The sequence below is a fragment of the Collinsella sp. OF02-10 genome (genome assembly GCF_003463445.1).
Classification (GTDB): domain Bacteria; phylum Actinomycetota; class Coriobacteriia; order Coriobacteriales; family Coriobacteriaceae; genus Collinsella.
On record NZ_QSCW01000002.1, the window covers coordinates 139,201 to 159,876 of the forward strand.

The window sequence follows — 20,676 nt, forward strand, 5'->3', positions numbered from 1 at the left end:
GATGCTAGCGGAAGATAGGCTCAACGCGATCGTGTCGATGGTTCAGCAGACCGGCTCGGTTACCGTGCCGGAGCTTGCCGAAGCCCTGGGCGTGACGGCGTCTACCATTCGGCGCGACCTGCAGACGCTCAATCGCGCACACCGTATCGCCAAGGTGCACGGTGGGGCGACGAGCCTTGAGCGCGCGCACGTGACGCGCGACCTAACGCTTAATGAGCGCAGCGATCTCCATAACGACGACAAGGAACGTATCTGCGCCCGTGCGGCGGCGCTGGTAGAGCCCGAGAGCTTTGTGTACATCGATTCGGGTTCGACGACGCTCAGGCTCATCGAGCATCTTCCGCATCTCGAAGGGGTCACCTATGTGACTGATTCCGTGCTCCATGCTCAGCATCTCGCTTTGCGCGGCATGCGTACCGTGGTGCTGGGCGGCGAGCTCAAACCCGAGACCGAGGCGCTCGTTGGCCCCGATGCCTTGGCAACTCTAGACCGCTACAACTTCAACTGCGGCTTTTGGGGCTCTAACGGCATTGCCGCCGAGCAGGGTTTTACGACTCCCGATATCGAGGAAGCGCAGGTCAAGCGTATCTCGATGCGCCATACGGCCAAACGCTTCGTAATCTCGGACGCCAGCAAATTTGGCATGGTGGCGCCCGTCAAGTTCGCGGACTTCCGCGATGCAACGATTATTACCGCAGGCGAGGTCCCCGCCAAGTACCGGGCAATGGACAACGTCGTCACGGTCTAACGGCAGGGACGGGCTAAGGCCAAAACCACCGCGAAGGTGCCCGTCCCCATTGTGGTGGTTAGTAATGAAAACTGAGTAGTTTTCTCAATAGAAAAGCGGCAACGTCCATTACGGGCGTTGCCGCTTTCGTTGTCTACCGGTTTAGTCTAAATCTGTAACAACTGGACCGCTTAAAGTGGGCTAGGTGTTACTGATTGAAATACTTCCGAATTGCGCCGTTCCTTTGTCTCAATCTGTAACATTTGGGATCGATTTTGCCGAGTTATTGTTACAGATTGAGATTTTCCCTTGAGGGGGATTCGAATGTCTCGATCTGTAACAGATAGACCGGAAAATGGGCTCTAACTGTTACAGATCGAGACGTTTTGGGACCGCGGCTGAGTCATCGTGGCGGCATGACGTTTGTCCAGATAAAACCTGCCAAAATAAACCTGTCCCTTTTTGGCAGGTTTTAGGGCTCCCAGGGGCAGGGGGCTTCGATGTGGATGTGCTCGCCGGTTACGGGATGCGTAAAGGACACGCTGTGGGCATGGAGCATGAGGCCGCAGGGACGCGGCGTTCCGTACAGGTCGTCGCCAACCAGGGGATGATGCTCGCTTGCCAGGTGCACGCGAATCTGATGCTTGCGGCCGGTGAGCAGCTCGACATCAATATACGAGCGCGTGGGCAGGCCGCGGCGGCTCTTAAGGCGCTTGAGTACCTTGACGCGCGTCTGAGACGGCTTGCCGCTGGCGCCGACGCGCATCTTGCGGCTGTCGTGACGGTCGCGGGCGATAGGCTTGTCGATGAGCTTCTCGTTCCAGTCGATCTTGCCCTCGGCGAGCGCCAGATAGTGCTTTTCGAATGCGTGGTCGATGACCATCTGGTCAAAGGCGGGCTGCGTCTGCTTGTCGAGCGAGAACAGCACCACGCCGGTGGTGTTGCGGTCCAGGCGATTGAGCGGCTGCATGTCGGTCGCGGCAAAGCCGTCGCCCATCGCCAGCAGCAGGTCGCTGGCGTAGTCGGTAAGTGTGCGCTCGCCGGTGCCGTCACCGTGGACGATCATGCCGGCGGGCTTGTCGATGGCCATGAGCCAGGCGTCGCAGTAGAGGACTTGAGGTTCTTCGTTCACGTGTAAGCCTTTCGGTTAGCTAATTCCCACAAACATGCAGCCCGAGGTCGCGCCGCGCAGGCGGGCAGCGGGCTTGCGGCCGGCTTGCGCGGCCTCGACGGCGCGACGGACGCGAGCGACGGCACGGCCAATCTCATCGGCCTCGAGCAAGGTTCCGTCGACCATAAGACGGCGCACGCCGGCGTCGAGCAGCTGTGGAACCTGCGGTGTGAGGTCGATGGGGTAGGCGTCGTACAGGCGAGAGCGGCCGTGGATGTCGGTGCGGACGGGCATGACCTTTCCGTCGATATTCTTGAGCGAGAGCTTGCGGGCACGCAGGCGGCAGTTGGCACAATCGTGGATGCAGCCGTTGGCAACCTGCAGAATGCAATGCTCGCTTGTCATGACGCGCGGGCGGCCAAAGACGGTGATGCCTAGAGCCGCGGGCGCGGCGGCGCCGAGCGAGACAATCTCGTCGAGCGTGATCTCGGGCGAGAGCCAAAACGCACCGGCTCCGCGCTCGGCAAGCGCCTCCATGCAGGGCGTGTTGTGCACCGGCAGGCAAGAGCGAATCTCGGCCGTGGCGCCAACCTGGGCGGCCAGGGCAAGCTCAGAGATGTTGCCAATAGCGACCGTGGCGCCGGCAACAACCCATGGGTCAACGCGGACGTGGTCAACGGCGCGGCAGACCTCATCGAGCACGGGTACGATGTCCTGCTCAAACGTATCGGCGGGGGAGAGCTTGGCCGCATCGAGCGCGTCGGTGGTCATGTAGATGCGCGTTGCACCCTCCGCCCGCGCTGCCTCGGCGGCCTCGAGCGAGGTGACGGTGGCGCAGATCTGCGGCTCGTCGCGGTAGTGCTCGGGCGCGGGGCGGGAATCACTGGTGACAATCGCCGGCAGCTCGAGCGTTTTCGCGCGCTCCGCGTACGGCGCCAGAATGGCCTCCTCCAATGCTTTACAGGCGGCGGCGCGCACCTTGTGCACGGCGGAGAAGCCCATGCCGCAGCCCTCATCGAGCGCCACCTCAAAGCTCGCTGCCTCAAAGGGCGAGGAGCCCATGCGGCCCACATGCTCAACCATGTCCGCCGCCTCGACGGCGCGGGTCTTGGCGGCCTCGACGGTGAAGCCCGTGGCGGTGGCGGTGAGCGCGGGGTCGTCACAGCAGGTGAGTGTGACAGTAAACGGCTTGCCCAGGCGCGCCACGACGGACACATCAACAGCGCGGCGGCGCAGCACATCGCGCTTGAGCGCGGCGCCGGCGGCGTCGATGGCACGCTGGCTGCGAATCACGCGGACACGGCAGCCCTCGGGCATGCTACGGGGCACGCGACACTCGATAACATCGCCGGCAGCGGCATCATCGGCGGCAATGGTGGTCAGGAACTGGTCAAACTCGTTATCGTGGCGAAGCTCCAGCAGGTCGCCCTTGCCCACGGGCTCAAACAGCTCAATGCGGGCGATGGCGGCGCGGCGACGGCGGTCGTCGGGCTTGAGGCCGCGCACATCGCGGTTGGCCGGGCGGCTGCCCAGCACCGTGCCCACGATCTGTCCGCGGTTGTTGGAACGCTCATAGCTCATCATCTCGTCGCCCGAGGTGCCGTCCTGATAGGCGTGCGTAAAGTCGCGGTTAAAGCAGCGCTTGAGCTGGCGCTGACGGGCGGCTTCCTCGTCCTTAGAGGTCGAAACATCGGCCAGCATATCGTCAATCTGATGACGATACACATCAACGATGGAGTACACGTAATCGGGCGCCTTCATGCGGCCCTCGAGCTTGAGCGACGCGGCGCCGGCGTCATACAGACGGCGAACAAGCTGCGAGGTGTTGGTGTCACGCGGGCACAGCGCGCGCTCGCGACCGGCAGGGGAGAGCGAGCGGCCGTTCTCGTCGATCAGCTCGTAGGGCAAGCGGCAGGGCTGGGCGCACATGCCACGGTTGGCCGATCGTCCCGCCATGGCAAAGCTCGAAAGCAGACACAGGCCCGAGTAGCAAAAGCAGATGGCGCCATGGCTAAAGACCTCAAGGTCCACATCGGGCGCGGCATCGTGAATGGCGGCAATCTCGTCGATGGAAAGCTCGCGCGAGAGGGTCACGCGGTCGGCGCCCTGCTCGCGGCACCAAAGGGTTCCGCGGTCGTCGTGGATGTTCGCCTGGGTCGAGATATGCGTCTCGATGCTGGGCATCGTGCGCTTGACCTCAAAGAACAGGCCCCAGTCCTGGATGATGAAGGCGTCGGCGCCCAGCGTGGAGCAGCGATGGATGAGCTGCAGCGCATCGCTCATCTCGGATTCCTTGATGACGATGTTGACCGTGACGTAGACGCGCGAGCCGGCCAGATGCGCGGCGCGGCAGGCCTGCTCAAAGGCCTCGTCGGTAAAGTTGGTGGCCTTGCGGCGGGCGTTGAAGCTGCCCATGCCGCAGTAGATGGCGTCTGCCCCGGCGGCGAGTGCGGCGGCAAAGGGCTCGGGCCCTCCGGCGGGCGCCAAAAGCTCGGGTCTGCGGTTGGTGGTTCGACTGGCGGTTGCGGTCATATCCTGCCTTTCAAAATGCTCAGATAATCAAAAGTATAGTGGTGCCGTCGCGGCAGGCGATGCCCGTGCTCTAAGCGGGATAAAGTCTTCAGCAGCTTGGACTGGCTGCTTCACATGAGAACCGTTCAGCGGTCCGGGGAAACCGTTGGGCGATAAAATATTCTCGCAACGTGATAATAATCTTGCATCGCGCGGAAACCTTGAGTACTATCTCAATCAAGCGCGGTGTTCAGACCGAACTGTGCCTCCCGGTGTGAACGCCGCGCTCCCGTTCCCTTTTACTTGTAAGGAGAAAAACATGAGCAAGACCGTCGTGTCTTCCGATAACGCACCCGCAGCCATCGGCCCGTATTCCCCTGGTATCCAGACCGGCAACATGGTGTTCCTGTCCGGCCAGCTGGGCATCGATCCCGCAACTGGCAAGATGCCCGAGGGCGTCGAGGCCCAGGCCAAGCAGTCCCTTGCTAACGTCGAGGCCCTGCTGACCGCTGCCGGCGCCACCTTTGCCGATGTCGTCAAGACCACAGTCTACCTGGCTGACATTGCCGACTTCGCCGCCGTGAACGAGATCTACGCCTCCAAGTTCGAGGCCCCGTTCCCCGCGCGCAGCGCTTTCCAGGTTGCCGCTCTTCCGGCTGGCGGTCTGGTCGAGATCGAGGTCGTCGCCGCTCTCTAAGGCGTTGACCACAACTAAACATGACATGCAAAAAGACCCTGCAGCGCGTGCGAGCTGCAGGGTCTTTTGTCAGGTGACGAATCGCTTGTGGAGCCGCGCTCCATTTTGCTCGTTAGCCCTCCTTGCGGACTTTTTGCAGGTAGCGGTAGACGCTGGGCTCCGAGATGCCCAGCGCGGTGGCGGCGCAGGCCACGGCGCCCTTGAGCATAAACACGCCGTTGCCGTTGAGGTGGCGAATGACGTCCACGCGGTCGCTCTGGCCAAGCGACGCTACATCCAGCCCGCGCGCGCTCAGCAACTCGGCAATGCTGCGGTCGATGAGCTCCTGTGTGGACTCCGAAAGGCTTTCGACCTCGATAGGGGCGGGCTCCGTGCGCGTCGGAGCCGCGTCGAAGCAGGCCATGAGCTGCTGTGCCATGGCGTTGATGGAGCGCACGGTCGAGAGATCGGTGTTGACGCAGAGCATGCCGACGATCTCTTTATCCTCGCGGATAAAGTACGTCGCTGACTCCAACGTCTTGCCACCGGCACCGCGCCCCTCATAGCCCGTAATAAACGGCAGGTCGCGATACTTTGGGTCGTGCATGATCTTGAGCGCCAGATCGGTGGCGGGACCGCCGACCTTACGGCCGCTCACGATGCCGTTGCGAATATCGACGATGGCGTGGTCGGGATCCGAGAAATCGTGCAGCACGATCTCGCTGTTTTTGCCGAGTATCTGCTCCAGGAAATCGACCATCGGCAAAAAGCGACGTACGGTCTCGTTCACGGGCAACTCCTTTGGGTGAAAGCGGAAGTTTCATAACAATTTTTTCTCATGGTAACACGCTGCTCATCATCTCGTATATCCGCAGGTACATGACGTAATGCAGACGAACGGTATGATTTTGGCGGTAAACGGTTGACCAAAAGAAAAGTTAGATGCTATTTTGACCAGACACTTTCCTGACCTGCGGAAATGCATTATCTCAGCTGAAGAATAGTCTGATAACAAAAAATTATTATTGAGAATGAGAATCATCTTTAATACGATATGCAACGAAGGCACAACCTCAACCCCGCACTGCGTCACAATAGAGCGTTAGATGCGAAAACAACTATTTCGAGGATTGGTGGTCAAATGACCCAGGAGACGGTTACGAACGGCACTGAAGCCCTGTTCACTCGTGAAGGCATGCCTCCCGTTAAGGAAATGATCCCGTGTGCCCTTCAGCACGTACTGGCATCGTTTGCCGGCATCATCACCCCGGCTGTCATCATGGCCGGCGTCTACGGCTTTAATAGCCAGCAGAGCACCGACATCATCCAGGTCGCGCTCATTCTTTCGGCGATCGACACGGCCCTTCAGGCCTTTGCCCCCTTCCGTCGCATCGGCGGCGGCCTGCCCATCGTCATGGGCGTTTCGTTCGCGTTCCTCCCGGCCCTGCAGGCCATGGGCGCCTCGGGCTTTAGCTTTGGCGCGCTGTTGGGCGGCGAGATTGTCGGCGGTGCCGTCGCGGTCCTCTTTGGTCTGGCCTACAGCAAGATTAAGTGGCTGTTCCCACCCGTCGTGACCGGTACGGTCATCTTCTCCATCGGCGTTTCGCTGTATCCCACGGCCGTCAAGTATATGGCCGGCGGTATGGGTACGCCACTGTGGGGCACCCCGCAGGCCTGGTGCGTCGCTCTTATCACCTTCGCCGTGGTCTTTGCGCTCGCCAACTTTGGCAAGGGCACGCTCAAGCTGGGATCCGTGTTCTTTGGCATGATCGTTGGCATGATCGTCTCCATCCCCTTTGGCATGATCGACTTCTCAAGCGTCGCCACCGCTCAGGTCTTCGCCCTTCCCAAGCTCATGCCCTACGCGCTCGAGTTTGATCCCGAAGTCTGCATTACCCTCGCTGTTGTGTTCCCCATGGTTGCCATCCAGGTTATCGGTGACGTCTCCGCCGCCTGCCTGGGCTCCATCGACCGTATGCCCACCGAGCGCGAGCTCTCCGGCGCTATCGTGTCCCAGGGCCTCACCTCTATGGTCGGCGGCCTGCTGGGCGGTCTTCCCACCAGCGCCCTTGGCCAGAACGTGGGCATCATCTGCTCCAACAAGGTCGTCAACAAGTGGGTCTTTGTGATCATCGCGGCCGTCTTTGCCATCGCCGGTCTGTTCCCGCAGCTCTCTGCCGTCCTTTCCGCTATCCCGCAGCCCGTTATCGGCGGCGCGACCGTCGGCGTCTTTGGCACCATCACCATGAACGGCGTGCGCATGTTCACTCGCGAGGGCCTCACGCAGCGCACTACCACCATCGTCGGCACCTCCGTCGTCTTTGGCCTGGGTATCTGGATGGCCAGCGGTTGCCTTGCCGGCGAGGGTATGCCCGCCTGGGTGTCCACCGTCATCGGCTCCAATGCCGTGACCCCCACCGCCATCATGGCCATTGTCCTTAACCTGATCCTTCCGCAGACGCCGGTCGTGGCTCAGCACATCGATGCTGCCAAGGACGCTGCCGTGGATCTGGTCTTGCCCGAGAGCAAGAAGTAACCAATTCGGTGCTATTCGTCGGCGGACGCATCGCCTCGTCCGCCGACGTCATGCGGCGCCAAGCCGCACTTCAAAGGGTTTGTCCCTTTGGTGAAGCGTTGACGGGAGAGGGCCCGTTTCCGGTGTAGGCCGGCGCTTCGCACTCCGCTATGTCAGAGGTGTCAAACCCCGCCCCTGATGTTGAAGGGAGCATTCATGCTTCTGGTCGCTAACGGTTCCGTCTTTACCCGCAACGCTCAGGCCCCGTTCATTCCCAACGGTGCGGTCGCCATTGACGGAGATACGATCGTCGAAGTGGGCCTCGAGCTCGAGCTCAAGGCCAAGTACCCGGATGCCGAGTACGTCGACGCCCAGGGCAACCTCATCATGCCCGGACTCATCAACTGCCACACCCACATCTACTCGGGTCTGGCCCGTGGCCTTGCCATTAAGGGCTGCAACCCCACCAACTTCCTGGAGAATCTTGAGCAGCAGTGGTGGAAGATCGACGATAACCTGACGCTCGACGGTACCAAGGCCAGCGCCTATGCCACAATCCTTGACTCCATCCGCGATGGCGTCACCACGATCTTCGATCACCATGCGAGCTTCTGCGAGATCCCGGGAAGCCTCTTTACCATTAAGGATGCAGCTCAGGAGCTGGGCATGCGTTCGTGCCTGTGCTACGAGGTCTCCGATCGCCGCGGCCAGGAAAAATGCGACCAGGCCATTGCCGAGAACGCCGAATTTGCCCAGTGGGCCGCCAAGGAGCGTCGCGATAACGACAACCACATGATCGCCGCCATGTTTGGCGGACATGCCACCTTTACGCTTTCGGACGAGACCATGGACAAGATGGCCGAGGCCAACAATGGCCTGACCGGCTTCCACATCCATGTGTGTGAGGGCATGAATGACGTGTGGGATTCCCGCCTCAACCGCGGCGGCATCAGCCCCGTCGAGCGCCTGCTGCAGCACAACCTGCTGGGTCCCGACACCATGCTCGGCCACTGCATCCACGTGACGCCTGCCGAGATGGATATCGTCAAGGAGTCCGGCACCTGGCTCGTCAACAACCCCGAATCCAATATGGGCAACGCCGTGGGCTGCGCCCCCGTGCTCGAGTTCTTCCGCCGCGGCATCCCCGTGTGCATGGGCACCGACGCCTACACCCACGACATGCTCGAGAGCCTCAAGGTCTTTCTGATCATTCAGCGCCACAACGCCGCCATGCCCAACGTGGGCTGGTGCGAGGCCATGACGATGCTGTTCGAGAACAACGCCAAGATGGCGAGCAAGTACTTCGATCGCAAGCTCGGCGTGCTCGAGGCCGGCGCTGCCGCCGACGTCATCGTCATGGACTACAAGCCCTTTACGCCGCTGAGCGAGGAGAACATCGACGGCCACATGCTCTTTGGCATGATGGGCAAAAACTGCCGTACCACCATCATCAACGGCCGCGTCCTGTACAAGGATCGCGAGTTCGTTGGCATTGATGAGGAAAAGATCAACGCGTGGACCATGGCTGAGTCCAAGAAGCTCTGGAGCACGCTCAACGATCGCGTGTATTAATTCCAATTGGAGATTCGCGCGCGTCGGATGTTTCGCCGCATCCGACGCGCGCATAGGCGGCCTCCGCGGGGTCGCCGGCGCTGTGCTAGCGCTACACCGTATTTGCGCCCGCCGCGCGGTCTCGCCGGGCGTTACAGAGAGGAGCTCACTATGAGCGACATCATGAGGCCGATCCCGTTTTCGCAGCTGATGAACTGGATCATCGAGGAGCACAAGACCCAGGACGCCATCTTTGGCGTACGCAAGATGGTCGCGACCAACCAGGAGGGCGCGCTTCCCATTTTTGACGAGCGCATCGAGACTCCGTTTGGCCCGGCCGCCGGTCCCAATACGCAGCTTGCCCAGAACATCGTGGCATCCTATGTGGCCGGTTCTCGCTTCTTTGAGCTCAAGACCGTCCAGGTTATGGACGGCGAGGAGCTCTCCAAGTGCGTCAACAAGCCCTGCATCGTGGCTCAGGACGAGTGCTACAACTGCGAGTGGTCGACCGAGCTCGAGGTTCCGCAGGCCTTTGCCGAGTACGTGAAGGCATGGTTTGCCTGCCACCTGATCGCTCGCGAGTACGGTCTGGGCAGCCCGGACGGCTTTGTCTTCAACATGTCGGTGGGCTATGACCTGGAGGGCATTAAGAGCCCCAAGGTCGACGCCTACATCGAGGGCATGAAGGACGCCAGCGGCTCCGACGTCTGGAACGAGTGCCGTGCCTGGGCTCTCGCTAACCTGGACAAGTTTGAGCATGTTGACGCCGCGTTTGTCGAGTCCATCCCGGCGCGCGTCTCCAACTCCATCACCGAGTCTACCCTGCACGGCTGCCCGCCGGCGGAGATCGAGCGCATCGCGACCTATCTGATCACCGAGAAGGGCCTCAACACCTACATCAAGTGCAACCCCACGCTGTTGGGCTATGAGTTTGCCCGCCAGCGCCTCAACGAGCTGGGCTTTGACTACATCGTCTTCGATGACACGCACTTCCGCGAGGACCTGCAGTGGGCCGATGCCGTGCCTATGTTCGAGCGCCTGATTGCCCTGTGCGCCGAGCGCGGCCTGGAGTTTGGCGTCAAGCTCACCAACACCTTCCCCGTCGACGTGACGAGGAACGAGCTGCCTTCCACCGAGATGTATATGTCCGGCCGTTCGCTGTTCTCGCTGACCATCGAGGCTGCCCGCCGCATTACCGAGCAGTTCGATGGCAAGCTGCGCATCAGCTACTCCGGCGGCGCCACGGTCTACAACATCCGCGCCCTGTACGATGCCGGCATTTGGCCCGTCACCCTGGCGACCGACGTGCTCAAGCCTGGTGGCTACGAGCGCTTTAGCCAGATGGCCGGCGAGTTTACCGACCTGGATGGCAAGCCGTTTGCGGGCGTCTCTCTCGAGGCCGTGGCTGCGATCCAGACCGACTCGCTCACCAATCCGCTCTACAAGAAGCCGTTGCGCCCGCTGCCCGACCGCAAGGTCGCCGGCAAGAGCCCGCTTTCCGACTGCTTTACCACGCCGTGCCGCACGAGCTGCCCCATCCAGCAGGATATCCCTGCCTATCTGGCGGCTGTTGACGAGGGCCGCTACGAGGACGCGCTCAACATCATCATCGAGCGCAACGCCCTGCCGTTTATCACCGGCACCATCTGCCCGCATCCCTGCGGCCGTGCTTGCGAGCGTGCGTTCTACGAGCCCGAGGGTGCCCAGATCCGCGCCAGCAAGCTCAAGGCCGCCCGCGAGGCCATGACTGCCGTGCTGCCCAAGCTGCGCGCCCAGGCTATCGCCAACGACGGCGAGCGCAACGTTGCCGTTATCGGCGGCGGCCCGGCCGGCCTGGCGACGGCGTTCTTCCTGACGCGCGCCGGCGTGCCCGTCACTATCTTCGAGGCCCGCGACTCGCTCGGCGGCGTGGTCCGTCACGTGATTCCCGAGTTCCGTATCGCGAGCGACGATATCTCCCACGATGCCGAGCTCTGTCTGGCCTTTGGCGCCAAGGTGCAGCTCAACGCCCGCGTGGAGTCCATTGACGAGCTCAAGGCTCAGGGCTTTACCGACGTGGTCGTGGCCACCGGTGCCTGGATGCCCGGCTCTGCAGGCTTGGGCGAGGGCGCCGAGCTCGACGTGCTGGAGTTCCTCGAGGCCGCCAAGAAGGGCGAGAAGCTCGAGCTGGGCGAGGACGTCGTGGTCATCGGCGCCGGCAATACCGCTATGGACGCGGCCCGCGTGGCCAAGCGCCTGACTGGCGTGAAGAACGTGCGCCTGGTGTATCGCCGCACCAAGAAGCAGATGCCCGCCGACGAGGAAGAGCTCGATCTTGCTCTTGCCGACGGCGTTGAGTTCTGTGAGCTGCTGGCGCCCAAGGCGCTCAACGGCGCCGTGCTGACCTGCGACGTCATGGAGCTTGGCGAGCCGGACGCAAGCGGCCGTCGCAGCCCCGTCGCCACGGGCGAGACCGTCGAGCTGCCCGCCACCACGGTGATCTGTGCCGTGGGCGAGGGCATCGATGCCAGCCTGTACGACGCCGCGGGCGTCGAGCACGACCGTCGCGGCCGCCTTGCCGCCACCTCCACCGGCGTTGAGGGCGTCTGGGCTGCAGGTGACTGCCGTCGCGGTCCGGCCACCGTGGTCGAGGCTATCGCCGATGCCGCCGAGGTCGCCCGTGCCATCGCTGGCGTGGACTTTAACAAGTACGCCGACCAGAATGCTCAGGTCGGTCGCGAGGACGCCTGCTACGAGCGCAAGGGGTCGCTGTGCCGCGACAAGCGCAATTGCACCAAGACCCGCTGCCTGGGCTGCGGCTCGGTGTGCGAGGTCTGCTGCGACGTGTGCCCCAACCGCGCCAACGTGGCAATTAAGGTGCCGGGCCTGGCCAAGCATCAGGTCGTCCATGTCGACGGCATGTGCAACGAGTGCGGCAACTGCGCCGTGTTCTGCCCCTACCAGGAGGGTCGTCCCTACAAGGACAAGCTCACCCTGTTCTGGAGCGATCAGGACATGGAGAACTCCGAGAACGAGGGCTTCCTGGCCGTGGACGAGGACCACTTTAAGGTTCGCGTCGCCGGCACGGTCCGCACCGTCTCGGTCGATGCCGTCAACACCGGTCTGCCCGAGGCCGTCCGCCTGACCATCAAGGCCGTGCGCGACAGCTATCCGTATCTCCTTAAGAAATAGGCGAGTCTCTTATGGCCAAATCCATTCAACATAACGTGGCCTACGTTGCCTGCGGAAGCGGTTGCGCCTCCGCAGGCGGCGACGCCCGCTGCAGCGAAGGCTGCATTGGCTGTGGCGCCTGTGTCGCGGCCTGCCCCCACGGTGCCATTGCGCTGGTCGATGGCATCGCCCGCGTGGACCGCTCCAGGTGCACGGGCTGTGGCCTGTGCGGCATGGCGTGCCCGCAGCGCGTGATTGCCTTCGTTCCCGGCTACCAGAACATCCTGGTGCGCTGCAACAACACCGACAAGGGCGCCATTGCGCGCAAGATCTGCGACACGAGCTGCATCGGTTGCGGCATGTGCGCCAAAAAGTGCCCTGCCGGCGCTATCCGCATCGAGGACAACTGCGCCCATATTGATGGCGCGGATTGTCTGTCGTGCGGCATGTGCGCCGTCGTCTGCCCGCATGGCGCCATCCACGACCGCACCGGCATAGCCGCCGGCGTGTAGAAGGGAATCACCATGGCACAGGAATTCACTTTTACCGTTAACGGCGTCGAGCGCACGACGACCCAAAACAAACCGTTGCTGCGCTACCTGCGCGACGACCTGCACATTCACTCCGCCAAGGACGGCTGCTCCGAGGGCGCGTGCGGTACCTGCACCATCCACGTGGACGGTGCGGCCGTCAAGGCGTGCGTGCTGACCACCGCCCTTGCCGCCGGCCGCAACATCGTGACCGTCGAGGGCCTGCCCGAGGACGTGCGCGAGGCCTTTGTGTACGCCTTTGGCGCCGTGGGTGCCGTGCAGTGCGGTTTTTGCATCCCCGGCATGGTCATGGCGGGTGCCGCGCTCATAGCCGAGGATCCCGAGCCCACCGAGGAGCAGATCAAGTACGCCATCCGCGGTAACGTCTGCCGCTGCACCGGCTACAAGAAGATCATCGAGGGCATTTCGCTGGCAGCTGCGGTGCTCCGCGGCGAAAAGCAGATCGACGAGGACCTGGAGCGCGGCGACGACTACGGCGTGGGCAAGCGCGCCTTCCGTATCGACGTGCGCAAGAAGGTGCTCGGCGAGGGCAAGTATCCCGATGACATCGACGAGCTCGATCAGCCGGGTCTGACCTACGCCAGCGCCGTGCGCTCCAAGTATCCGCGCGCCCGCGTGCTCTCCATCGATACCTCCAAGGCCGAGGCCCTGCCCGGCGTGGTGGGGATCCTGCGCGCCGAGGACGTGCCGGTCAACCAGGTCGGCCACCTTATCCAGGACTGGGACGTCATGATCGCCCAGGGCGATATCACCCGCTGCGTGGGTGACGCCATCGTGCTGGTGGTTGCCGAGGACGAGGCGACGCTCGAGAAGGCCAAGAAGCTCGTAAAGATCGATTACGAGCCGCTGAAGCCCGTGCGCAACATTGTCGAGGCCAGGGCTGCCGACGCCCCGCGTCTGCACGACAGCTTCTTTGCCTTTGGCAACACGGTGGAGCTCAAGGACAACGTGTGCCAGAGCCGCCATGTGACGCGCGGCGACGCCGCCAAGGCGCTGGCAGAGAGCGCGTTCACCGTGACGCAGCGCTTTACCACGCCCTTTACCGAGCATGCCTTCTTGGAGCCCGAGTGCGCCGTTGCCTTCCCGTACAAGAACGGCGTCAAGGTGCAGTCGACCGACCAGGGTGCCTACGACACACGCAAAGAGTGCGCCCACATGTTTGGCTGGGACAACGAGCCCGAGCGCGTGGTCGTCGAGACCATGCTCGTGGGTGGCGGCTTTGGCGGCAAGGAGGACGTGTCCATCCAGCACTTGGCCGCGCTCGCCGCCTATAAGTTCCAGCGTCCTGTGAAGTGCAAGCTCACACGTGCCGAGTCGCTCGCTTTCCATCCCAAGCGCCACGCCATGGACGGCACCTTTACGCTGGGCTGCGACGCCGAGGGCAACTTTACCGGCCTGGACTGCGAGATCAACTTTGACACCGGCGCCTACGCGTCGCTGTGCGGCCCGGTGCTCGAGCGCGCCTGCACGCATGCCGTCGGCCCCTACAAGTACCAGAACACCGACATTCGCGGCTTTGGCTACTACACCAACAACCCGCCCGCCGGCGCGTACCGCGGCTTTGGCGTTTGCCAGTCCGAGTTTGCGCTCGAGAGCTTGATCGACTTGCTGGCAGAGAAGGTCGGCCTGGACCCGTGGGAGATTCGTTACAGAAACGCCATCGAGCCGGGCGAGGTTTTGCCCAACGGCCAGATTGCCGATTGCTCCACGGCGCTTAAGGAGACGCTGCTCGAGGTCAAGGATGCCTACTATGCGCATCCCGGACACGCCGGTATCGCCTGCGCCATGAAGAACGCCGGCGTGGGCGTGGGCCTGCCCGATGCCGGCCGCTGCAAGATTCGCGTCGAGGATGGCGTGGCCGTGGTCTATGCCGCCACGTCCGACATCGGCCAGGGCTGCAACACCGTCTTTTTGCAGGACGTTGCCGAGGCCTGCGGTCTGCCGCTGAGCTGCATCGCCAACGGCGAGTGCTCTACCGAGAACGCTCCCGACTCCGGCACCACGTCTGGCTCGCGTCAGACGGTCGTGACCGGCGAGGCTGTGCGCGGCGCCGCTTTCCTGCTGCGCGATGCCATGGTTGGCATCGAGGCCGGCAAGCCTGCGCCCGCCGCTCCCGTGAGCGCGCATGGCGACGGCGTCAAGATCGAGTACGACGACGGTCGCGCCTATCAGCTGCGCGCGCAGGAGCTCGTCGCTGGTCAGGGTATGCATCCTCAGGACCCCGCGACCGCCATCAAGGCGCTCGAGGGATGCGAGTTTGGCTACGTGTATCTGGAGCCGACCGACAAACTGGGCGCCGACGTCCCCAACCCCAAGAGCCACATCTGCTACGGCTTTGCCACGCATGTGGTCATTCTGGATGATGACGGCCGCGTGAGCGAGGTCTATGCCGCGCACGATTCCGGCAAGGTGGTCAACCCCATCTCCATCCAGGGTCAGATCGAAGGCGGCGTGCTCATGGGTATGGGCTATGCGCTTACCGAGGATTGGCCGCTCAAGGACTGCGTGCCCCAGGCAAGGTACGGCACGCTCGGGCTGTTCCGTGCGCCCGAGATTCCGGATATCCACGCCATCTACGTGGAGAAGGACGAGCTACTGCCCGTGGCATACGGCGGCAAGGGCATCGGCGAGATCGCAACGATCCCCACAGCGCCCGCCGTACAGAATGCCTATCGCGCATTTGACGGCAAGCTGCGTCCGGATCTGCCCATGGTGGATACGCCGTACAGCCGCGCCCGTCACCGCGGGTAGGGTAGAGCGCGGATGGCATTTCTGACGGGCTGTTCGCGCTCACCATCAACTGCATATGCTGTGCCTTTTGTTTGGAGCGGAAACTGCGTCCCGGAATTGGCGCTCAGAATGGGATGCAGTTTCTGGATCGGCTCTCAGGCGGAAACTGCGACCCGGAATCGATGCTCAGAATGGGATGCGCTTTCCGGTAGAGCCTCTGGCGGAAAGCGTGTCCCGGAATTCGGCTCCAGAGTGGGACGCGCTTTCCGGTTGGAGCTTCAAACGGAAAGTGCGTCCCGGAATCCGCGCCTGGAATGGGACACACTTTCCGGAACAGCCCTCAACCGGAAACTGCGTCCCAGAATTTTGCTTCAGAGTGGGATGCCGTTTCCGGCTGAACCCTCTGGCGGAAAGTTCATCCCAGAATTGACGCTCGGAGTGGGACACGGTTTCCGGATCGGCCCTCAGCGGAAAATGTATCCCAGTTTGAGCGTCTATTCCGGGATGTAATTTCCGCTGGGCGTTCAACCGGAAAGCGTGTCCCGTTCTAGGCCTTGATTCCGGGATACGCTTTCCGCTAGGCATGCCATCTGGAAAGCGCGTCCCGTTTTGAGCACTCAGTCTGGGACATGGTTTCCGCGGGTGCTGCCAACCGGAAAGCGTGTCCCGGTTTGGTAGGCAGGCGGGCATAAGCTCGGTAGCCCCTACAGCTCAATATCGTTGAGCCATGTCGGCAGCGCGGTCTGCCGGATGCCTGCCGTCTGCAGCTTTTTCGCGAACATGCCTGCCGAACGGACTTCGTTCATGGTAAAGCGCAGCAAGGGATGACCGTAAAGCGATAGATGCGCCTCACGCTGTCGTTCGGCAACGAGCGCCTCGGCGGTGGTGCGTCCGGCCAGCATGGTCTGGTCGGTATATTTGATGAGCCCATCGAGTTCGCCCAGCGTGAGCTCCCTGGCTTGACGCTCCCAGGCAAAATCCGTTCGCATGCTTTCGGTCGAATCGAAGGGATCCGTCAGCTCGTATTGAAGTTGGTCGGGTGCAAAGCCGGTCTCGATCATGACGGCTCGGGCGACCGATTCCCCGCCGCTCTCGGCGCGGGCGTCGGCATATCGAAGCGTTGTGAGGGCGGTGCGAATCGCGCGACCATTGCGGGCAGTCGCTCGTTGCTCAACGGCCTCCATCAGCTGTTCCGGCGCAAGGCCGAGCTTTGAGATCGCCGAATCGGCAATGGGCATGCCGTCGGCAAAACCGGTCTGCAACAGACAATCCGTCACCGTTTGAATGGGCGGCGTTACCGATATGCCGGACAGGCGGATTGCTCCGACCGGCTCGATCTGATGCCGCTGAATATGCGCGCCCGGGCGAGCCGACGGCTTGGTGGCGCTGCAGACATGCACGACATTCAGGTGTCGCCACGAGACCTCGAGCCCCAGCAGACAGGCGGCCGAAAACGAGCAGAACGTCCAATCGGGGTGGATGATCGCAAGGGCGCGGAGGATTTCGCAATGGCGTTGCGCTCGGTTGAGTTCATTCCAGCGCGTTTTTCGCGCAAACAACCCCGGCATGGGCGAGACAACCGTGCCGCCGGTGCGCCGAAGGAGCGCTTTTCGGATCGCCGAGCTCGGGGGAATCAGACAGCGCCCCTCTTGTTCGGCTTGAGTGAGCAGTTGGTCGATGAGCTGGTCATTGCAATGGGTCATGAGCTACCGCCTCCTTTTGGGTAGCAAAAACGTATCAGCTGGAACTTGCCGCTCAGCTGACCAAAAGCTGACCAAAATCTAACCATGCAGGTAGATGACCTGCTTTTGGCGACATATTTCTTGTTTGAATCGGTGGGCGGTAATCGGCGACCGTGAACGGTAGCTAGACATGAAACCTTGGTAAGTTTAGGGACGTGTACTTTTTTGAAAAAGAGCATTCTATCTGCTGTTTTGTGTTTCTGGATCGCATGTTTGAAGGCATGTGATAAGGGCGGCGGACTGTCGCCTTGTATCTGCGGAAACTGTGACCAGGAATTGCCACTCGGAATGGGACGTGCTTTTCGGATCGCCCTTCAAGCGGAAACTACATCCCAGATTTCGGCTCCAAACCGGGATGTGCTTTCCCGGCGGCGTCTCTGGCGGAAATTGCACCCCGGAATGAGCGCTCAGAGTAGAACATGCTTTCCTAACGAAGCCGCATGCGGAAACTACGTCCCGGATTCGATGCTCAGGACGGGATGCCGTTTCCGATAGAGGCATGGGGTGGAAAGCCTCCCATTTCTAATGTTCAAGAAATGGGAGGCAGCTCATCGCGAGTCGGGGCCTTTTGTTTGGAGCGGAGGCAGCATCCCGGAATTCGGGCAATCCGGTGGTCAGGGGTTGAGCGAGCGTCGCGCTAAGGATGCCAAGCATAAAACCTTCAATGAGAATGGCGTAAAAACTACATTGAAAGTAGCGTAAAATCCGCATTGAGAATGGCGTAATTTCGCATATCGCATGATCGCCCGAGCTTGCACACGGCCTTTTGCGAGCTCTTGCCATGAACGAGAGCCAGGCTGTCACGTACAAGACGCTCATGAAGGATGCCTCGTACGGCGAGGCGGGTCCCGACGAGAGGACCATCGCTGCGTACCTGGACCTCTTCAACAGGCTCAAGCTGACCGAGGACCTGTGCGGATGGGAGCCGCCCATGCGCTCGAAGGCCCGCGTTCGCGTGCGCCCCAAGCGCTACTTCTGCGACCCGTTACTTGCGGCGACGTTGCTGGGGGCTACCCCTGAGCGGCTGCTTGGCGATATGCAAACGTTTGGGATGCTCTTTGAGAACCTCGTTCTGCGCGACGTGCGCGTGTTCCTTTCCACCTACGGCGGTGTCGACAACAGTGTCCATTATTTCCGAGATGAGAAGGGCCTTGAGGTCGATCTGATCGTTGAGCACGACGGGCGCTGAGGAGCCATCGAGGTCAAGCTGAGCGATGCGAAAGCAGACGATGGAGCGAGAAATCTCAAGGCGCTGGAGAGGAAAGTGCTCTCCAATCCTGACGCCCAGAATGCCGCGCCGGCGTTTTTGCCGGTCGTGGTTGGAAAGGGGAGCATTGCCTACACACGCGACGACGGCGTGGCGGTGATCCCCGTGGCGGCACTTGGGGCGTAGTGTTTTTGCGGGCGTGCCGTGCTTCCTTTACCGAAAATCCATTTGGTAAACCCGGTGCCCGTGGGTAAAATAAGGTCGACGGCAGCCCAAGTAGTGAAGAGCTGGGCAGCGCCGTTGCTTGGATTAAGGGGTCATCGCCTTAGCGGCGTCGACCCCTCTTTTTATGCTTCGTATGCTGCTTGAGTGCCTCGGTAAGTCCGATAAGCGCCGTGAGGAGCGAGACCAAAGCGGTCAGGAGCTTCACAAAATCAGTCAGATCGGTCATGGGCATCACCTCCCGTCGCATGGAGGGCGCTGCCCGGCACATGGAACTGCCGTCAACAATAACCAGTCTATCAAACTGCAGCCATAAATACGAATATATGTTCGATAATAACAGCGACGTGACCATCTCAAAGCGCAGCTTTACGCAAGGATGCCGGAAAGCTGCACTGTGCGATTTCATGTCCGCACGGGCGCCTATCTTTACGGCAATGTAGCCGCCTATGTAGCAAGCGGCAGGCAACGGAGAAAGGCCCTAACCGTGCCAGCTAAAAAGACGCCGTGCATCTCGGCTATCGATACGACGAACTTTGCGCGCCAGATCGTGCTGGACTTTGAGTTTGCGCCGGTGCCAAAGCAGCGCCAGCGCCGTGGACTGCACAATGAGATTATCGAGGTCGGCGCCGTCGAGCTCGATTACCACGGCAACGTGATGGGCGAGTTCTCGCAGTTTGTGCAGACGGAATTTACCGAAGGCGTTGCGTTTCCCGTCCGCGAGCTTACAGGGATATCGACCGTGGACACCGCGATGGCCGATCCGCTCTACACGGTGATCAAAAGGCTCAGCGATTGGATCGGTCGCTACTCCGCTCAGATAGTTTGCTGGAGCGGGACGGATCGTCGACAGCTTTTGACCGAGTGCCAGGCAAAGCACATCGACCTTGCCGCATTTCCTTCGGACTGGGCCGACCTGCAGGCGTTTTACACCTCGATTATGGACGTGGGCAGCCATGGGCGCGTCTCGTTGGGCGACGCGGCGACGTGGTCTGGCATCGAGTTTGACGAGTCGACGGGGCACGCCCACAGCGCTCTGGCCGATGCGCGCGTGACCGCCAAGCTGCTCAAGCAGATGATGGACGGGGACTACCGCGTGAGCCCGCGCGCCCAGGAAGTCCGCCAGCGGTGGGGGATGGGCGAGCGAGCCCGGATGCGCCTTTCCGACAAGTGCCCCGGGTCGAGCGACCTGCTGCTGAAGCTGAAGGCGGAGGGGGTAGGCCTTTTGAGAACGCCATTCGGTTTGGCATGGCAGCGCTGTAAGCGCGACTCCGCCCTGCTGTTTGAATCGAAGCGTCAATCAGTATGACGAGTGGCTCGGTCCGCCTACCTGCACTTCCGCAATCCCGCCCGCTGCACTCAGCAGCTCGTACTCCCTTTGGCTCCACTGACGCAGCTCGGCTGTGCGTACGGCGTCGCGACACAGGTCCAGAAACACCTCAGCGCCCTCGCAGAAGCGCTCGCGGGCAAAGGCTCCGGACCCGCTTGCGACACACGCGCCGTCGGCAAAGAGCTTCCAGCTAGACGGCTCGCGTGAGTCGTCTCCGAGTGGCTTGATCTGCAACACATGTGGATTGCCAGCAGCACAGAGTTCCTCCTCGAGCTTCTGTACCGTAAAGCGCATCTGGTGGGAGAGACTACTCTTGACCATGGCCGAGGTGTAGCCGCTCGGCTCGTCTAGAAGATGCATTCGTTTTGGCTTGACGATCAGGTTGTGGAAATTGCGCTCGCTGCGCACGGAGAAATTGTCCATACGGACTCCTTTCATCGATGTTGGCAGGGCCACCGTGCCTCTTGGCCGGTTGGCGTCGGGATCGTGGAGCCAACTCTCTACCCCGACTCTGGATAAAACGCGCCCGCTCCTTGCGGGCAAGAGGAAGTCTATCAACGTGTACGGACAGAAATCAAGCGCCATCCGCGAAATGACGAGCGGACTGCGTTGGTTTCCCAAGTGATTATTCGGCTTTCATCCGGAAAAGTGTC

The 20,676-nt window shown here is 61.7% G+C and carries 16 protein-coding genes and 1 riboswitch; of the genes, 10 read left to right on the forward strand and 6 right to left on the reverse strand.

Going from position 1 to position 20,676, the window contains the following annotated elements; genetic code table 11:
* Position 1 precedes the first annotated feature (1 nt).
* On the forward strand, positions 2–748 hold the full coding sequence (locus DXA43_RS02245) for a DeoR/GlpR family DNA-binding transcription regulator (RefSeq protein ID WP_117806128.1): 747 nt from the start codon (positions 2–4) through the stop codon (positions 746–748).
* Between the two features lie 451 nt (positions 749–1,199).
* Here DXA43_RS02245 and DXA43_RS02250 read toward each other — a convergent pair whose 3' ends face one another.
* Positions 1,200–1,859: an RluA family pseudouridine synthase gene (locus tag DXA43_RS02250; RefSeq protein ID WP_233508892.1), complete on the reverse strand. Its 660-nt coding sequence runs from the start codon at positions 1,857–1,859 to the stop codon at positions 1,200–1,202.
* Positions 1,860–1,874: 15 nt separating this feature from the next.
* Entirely contained in the window at positions 1,875–4,370 is a 2,496-nt protein-coding gene (locus tag DXA43_RS02255; protein WP_117655024.1) for a U32 family peptidase, read from the reverse strand.
* A 298-nt stretch (positions 4,371–4,668) separates the two neighbouring features.
* Between DXA43_RS02255 and DXA43_RS02260 the strand changes: the two genes are divergently transcribed.
* Complete coding sequence (locus tag DXA43_RS02260; protein ID WP_035137477.1) at positions 4,669–5,046, forward strand: RidA family protein; 378 nt, start codon at positions 4,669–4,671, stop codon at positions 5,044–5,046.
* Positions 5,047–5,158: 112 nt separating this feature from the next.
* Here the strand turns inward: DXA43_RS02260 and DXA43_RS02265 are convergent, their stop codons facing one another.
* Positions 5,159–5,815, reverse strand: coding sequence for a transcriptional regulator (locus DXA43_RS02265; protein WP_233502309.1), 657 nt, complete (start codon positions 5,813–5,815; stop codon positions 5,159–5,161).
* Positions 5,816–6,166: 351 nt separating this feature from the next.
* Between DXA43_RS02265 and DXA43_RS02270 the strand changes: the two genes are divergently transcribed.
* The 5 genes from DXA43_RS02270 to xdh all read left to right on the forward strand — a co-directional run bounded on the left by DXA43_RS02270 (position 6,167) and on the right by xdh (position 15,543).
* Positions 6,167–7,561, forward strand: coding sequence for a uracil-xanthine permease family protein (locus tag DXA43_RS02270; protein ID WP_055285183.1), 1,395 nt, complete (start codon positions 6,167–6,169; stop codon positions 7,559–7,561).
* A 195-nt stretch (positions 7,562–7,756) separates the two neighbouring features.
* Complete coding sequence (ssnA, locus tag DXA43_RS02275) at positions 7,757–9,112, forward strand: putative aminohydrolase SsnA (RefSeq protein WP_117806129.1); 1,356 nt, start codon at positions 7,757–7,759, stop codon at positions 9,110–9,112.
* Positions 9,113–9,262: 150 nt separating this feature from the next.
* Positions 9,263–12,262, forward strand: a complete 3,000-nt coding sequence (gene ygfK / locus DXA43_RS02280; RefSeq protein ID WP_117806130.1) for a putative selenate reductase subunit YgfK — start codon at positions 9,263–9,265, stop codon at positions 12,260–12,262.
* An 11-nt stretch (positions 12,263–12,273) separates the two neighbouring features.
* Positions 12,274–12,753 (forward strand): 4Fe-4S binding protein, encoded by a 480-nt coding sequence (locus DXA43_RS02285; RefSeq protein WP_117778544.1) that lies wholly within the window; start codon positions 12,274–12,276, stop codon positions 12,751–12,753.
* Between the two features lie 12 nt (positions 12,754–12,765).
* Complete coding sequence (gene xdh / locus DXA43_RS02290; RefSeq protein ID WP_117806131.1) at positions 12,766–15,543, forward strand: selenium-dependent xanthine dehydrogenase; 2,778 nt, start codon at positions 12,766–12,768, stop codon at positions 15,541–15,543.
* A gap of 683 nt (positions 15,544–16,226) precedes the next feature.
* Here the strand turns inward: xdh and DXA43_RS02295 are convergent.
* On the reverse strand, positions 16,227–17,225 hold the full coding sequence (locus tag DXA43_RS02295) for a hypothetical protein (RefSeq protein WP_117757090.1): 999 nt from the start codon (positions 17,223–17,225) through the stop codon (positions 16,227–16,229).
* Between the two features lie 820 nt (positions 17,226–18,045).
* On the opposite strand from DXA43_RS02295, the gene DXA43_RS10430 reads away from it, so the two are divergent.
* Positions 18,046–18,453, forward strand: coding sequence for a DUF4143 domain-containing protein (locus DXA43_RS10430; protein ID WP_233508999.1), 408 nt, complete (start codon positions 18,046–18,048; stop codon positions 18,451–18,453).
* 75 nt (positions 18,454–18,528) lie between these two features.
* Complete coding sequence (locus DXA43_RS10540; protein ID WP_255413173.1) at positions 18,529–18,657, forward strand: hypothetical protein; 129 nt, start codon at positions 18,529–18,531, stop codon at positions 18,655–18,657.
* A 139-nt stretch (positions 18,658–18,796) separates the two neighbouring features.
* Here DXA43_RS10540 and DXA43_RS10545 read toward each other — a convergent pair whose 3' ends face one another.
* Complete coding sequence (locus DXA43_RS10545; RefSeq protein ID WP_255413174.1) at positions 18,797–18,922, reverse strand: hypothetical protein; 126 nt, start codon at positions 18,920–18,922, stop codon at positions 18,797–18,799.
* A 258-nt stretch (positions 18,923–19,180) separates the two neighbouring features.
* On the opposite strand from DXA43_RS10545, the gene DXA43_RS02305 reads away from it, so the two are divergent.
* Positions 19,181–20,002: a 3'-5' exonuclease gene (locus DXA43_RS02305; RefSeq protein ID WP_158555261.1), complete on the forward strand. Its 822-nt coding sequence runs from the start codon at positions 19,181–19,183 to the stop codon at positions 20,000–20,002.
* On the opposite strand, the gene DXA43_RS02310 is transcribed toward DXA43_RS02305, so the two are convergent.
* Positions 19,994–20,446, reverse strand: a complete 453-nt coding sequence (locus DXA43_RS02310; protein ID WP_117806133.1) for a hypothetical protein — start codon at positions 20,444–20,446, stop codon at positions 19,994–19,996. The two genes, DXA43_RS02305 and DXA43_RS02310, sit on opposite strands and share 9 nt — an antisense overlap.
* Positions 20,447–20,454: 8 nt before the next feature.
* Positions 20,455–20,545, reverse strand: a riboswitch (SAM riboswitch).
* Between the last annotated feature and the right edge of the window lie 131 nt (positions 20,546–20,676).

Bases quoted from the DNA above. Each gene is read 5' to 3' on its own strand.
- DXA43_RS10430 (WP_233508999.1), top strand. From the start codon at position 18,046: ATGAACGAGAGCCAGGCTGTCACGTACAAGACGCTCATGAAGGATGCC.
- DXA43_RS02270 (WP_055285183.1), top strand. From the start codon at position 6,167: ATGACCCAGGAGACGGTTACGAACGGCACTGAAGCCCTGTTCACTCGT.
- DXA43_RS02260 (WP_035137477.1), top strand. From the start codon at position 4,669: ATGAGCAAGACCGTCGTGTCTTCCGATAACGCACCCGCAGCCATCGGC.
- DXA43_RS02295 (WP_117757090.1), bottom strand. From the start codon at position 17,225: ATGACCCATTGCAATGACCAGCTCATCGACCAACTGCTCACTCAAGCC.
- DXA43_RS10545 (WP_255413174.1), bottom strand. From the start codon at position 18,922: ATGACCGATCTGACTGATTTTGTGAAGCTCCTGACCGCTTTGGTCTCG.
- DXA43_RS02285 (WP_117778544.1), top strand. From the start codon at position 12,274: ATGGCCAAATCCATTCAACATAACGTGGCCTACGTTGCCTGCGGAAGC.
- ygfK (WP_117806130.1), top strand. From the start codon at position 9,263: ATGAGCGACATCATGAGGCCGATCCCGTTTTCGCAGCTGATGAACTGG.
- DXA43_RS02310 (WP_117806133.1), bottom strand. From the start codon at position 20,446: ATGGACAATTTCTCCGTGCGCAGCGAGCGCAATTTCCACAACCTGATC.
- xdh (WP_117806131.1), top strand. From the start codon at position 12,766: ATGGCACAGGAATTCACTTTTACCGTTAACGGCGTCGAGCGCACGACG.
- DXA43_RS02255 (WP_117655024.1), bottom strand. From the start codon at position 4,370: ATGACCGCAACCGCCAGTCGAACCACCAACCGCAGACCCGAGCTTTTG.
- DXA43_RS02245 (WP_117806128.1), top strand. From the start codon at position 2: ATGCTAGCGGAAGATAGGCTCAACGCGATCGTGTCGATGGTTCAGCAG.
- ssnA (WP_117806129.1), top strand. From the start codon at position 7,757: ATGCTTCTGGTCGCTAACGGTTCCGTCTTTACCCGCAACGCTCAGGCC.